At 53.8% G+C, this 1,431-nt stretch carries 1 protein-coding gene and 2 pseudogenes; 1 reads left to right on the top strand and 2 read right to left on the bottom strand.

Features of this window, described 5'->3' with window-relative positions; genetic code table 11:
• On the top strand, positions 1-371 hold a 371-nt coding region (locus QP970_RS11535; protein WP_284869962.1), incomplete at its 5' end, for a hypothetical protein.
• 134 nt (positions 372-505) lie between these two features.
• On the opposite strand, the pseudogene QP970_RS11540 reads toward QP970_RS11535, so the two are convergent.
• Together QP970_RS11540 and QP970_RS11545 are read right to left on the bottom strand one after the other, a co-directional pair.
• Positions 506-1,144: pseudogene (locus tag QP970_RS11540) on the bottom strand (transposase); the annotation flags it as partial.
• 46 nt (positions 1,145-1,190) lie between these two features.
• Positions 1,191-1,346: pseudogene (locus QP970_RS11545) on the bottom strand (integrase core domain-containing protein); the annotation flags it as partial.
• Between the last annotated feature and the right edge of the window lie 85 nt (positions 1,347-1,431).

Here is a 1,431-nt window from a genome sequence, read left to right on the forward strand (position 1 = left end):
TGCATCCTGGTCAAATTTTCTTGGCATGTTCCAGATTTTCCCATCTACTCAAACGGAACAAAACCTGGGACACTTCAGATGCCGTCTTATATACAGACGTCACCCCCTGCCGTATGGCTAAACTATGGAAAATATATGTTTCCGAGCATGTAGCACTACCTGCAGCTTTTATCTTTTGGTTAAATCGTCACCCCTCCCGATTTCTGGATAAAACAATCGCGACCACGATCAATGCCGCGCCGACCATTAGCTCGTCACTATGCACACTCAGCCATGAGCAGCTGGCGGCAATGGACGCTATTAATGCGATGAATACTAGCCCGGCTTTCGGTAAAGTGAAGCGTCTTAGGCAGAGTTCAACCCTTCCTTAGCTGAGGTATGTTATGTCCATGAGGTTTTTGGACTTGGAGTCCAGCTACTTTGTGGACTCGGAGTCTAGGGACTTTGTGGACGCGGAGTCTCCCCGCTTTTTGGGCGGGGAGTCCACGGAGTTTTTGTACTGGTGCTAGTTTGGCTTCTTCCGGCGGCTTGGCCGTGGCCCAGAGAGGTTGGGTTTTAGCTCTGGGGGTTGTCGGTGCCACATGCCGACAACGTGGTTTATGTTGATTTGACCGCCGGGTGGACGCTGATTCAGTTGGATCGGTAGCGGAAATGAAAACAGTTTCTCACCGTCGTGATCAGTAAAAAATTCCACATAGTCATCGGCTACGCTGCTGTAGATGGCTCGATTCTTGAAGCGCAGCCCGACGTAGAGGCCGTGTCCCATAACGCGTACCACCCCGCTTTTGTTGATCCACAGCTTGTCCGGGATAGGCCAGAGTGCATTTACACCGGTAGGGCTTGGCATTACGGTTGAGGAATCGGCATGGGGTGTATCTTGCTGGATCGCCTGAGTGTCGTTACTTGGTGCCCTGTCTGAAGCTGCAACTTCAGGCAGGGCATTATCTGTCGCGACCACTGTGTCGGCTGCTAAGGCATCTGCCTGGTTGTCGGGGTGAATCCGGTGATATTGTTTCGCGATTTTTGTCCATAAAACATCTGGGTCAATCGGCTGCGTCGGTGGCTGGGCATGCGAGATAATCTCCCAGGCTTGGGCTGGGGTGATGTGCATCTTGCCCCTGAGAAGTCCTTGGTGGCGACGGCGTAGGGTTGCCCGCAAATCGTGGACACGTAGTTAAGCTGCTTAGGGGTTAAGCAGCGGCCTTCTTATTACCATTTTGATCAGCGAGCTGGGCTTCGAAATCGACGGGGCTTACCATCCCGATGGACGAGTGGCGACGGCGCCGGTTGTAGACAATCTCAATCCAGCGAGCCACCGCCTTCCGGGCTTCGTTGCGGGTTCGCCATTCCTTCCGTGACGCGGGCTTGTTTTAGGGACCGGTAAGGCGGTACCAGGTACCGGGGTGGCGGTAGCCGCCCGGTAGCCGGTTT

Origin of the sequence: Corynebacterium sp. MSK073, assembly GCF_030232085.1 — a bacterium.
In the GTDB taxonomy this organism is placed as follows: domain Bacteria; phylum Actinomycetota; class Actinomycetes; order Mycobacteriales; family Mycobacteriaceae; genus Corynebacterium.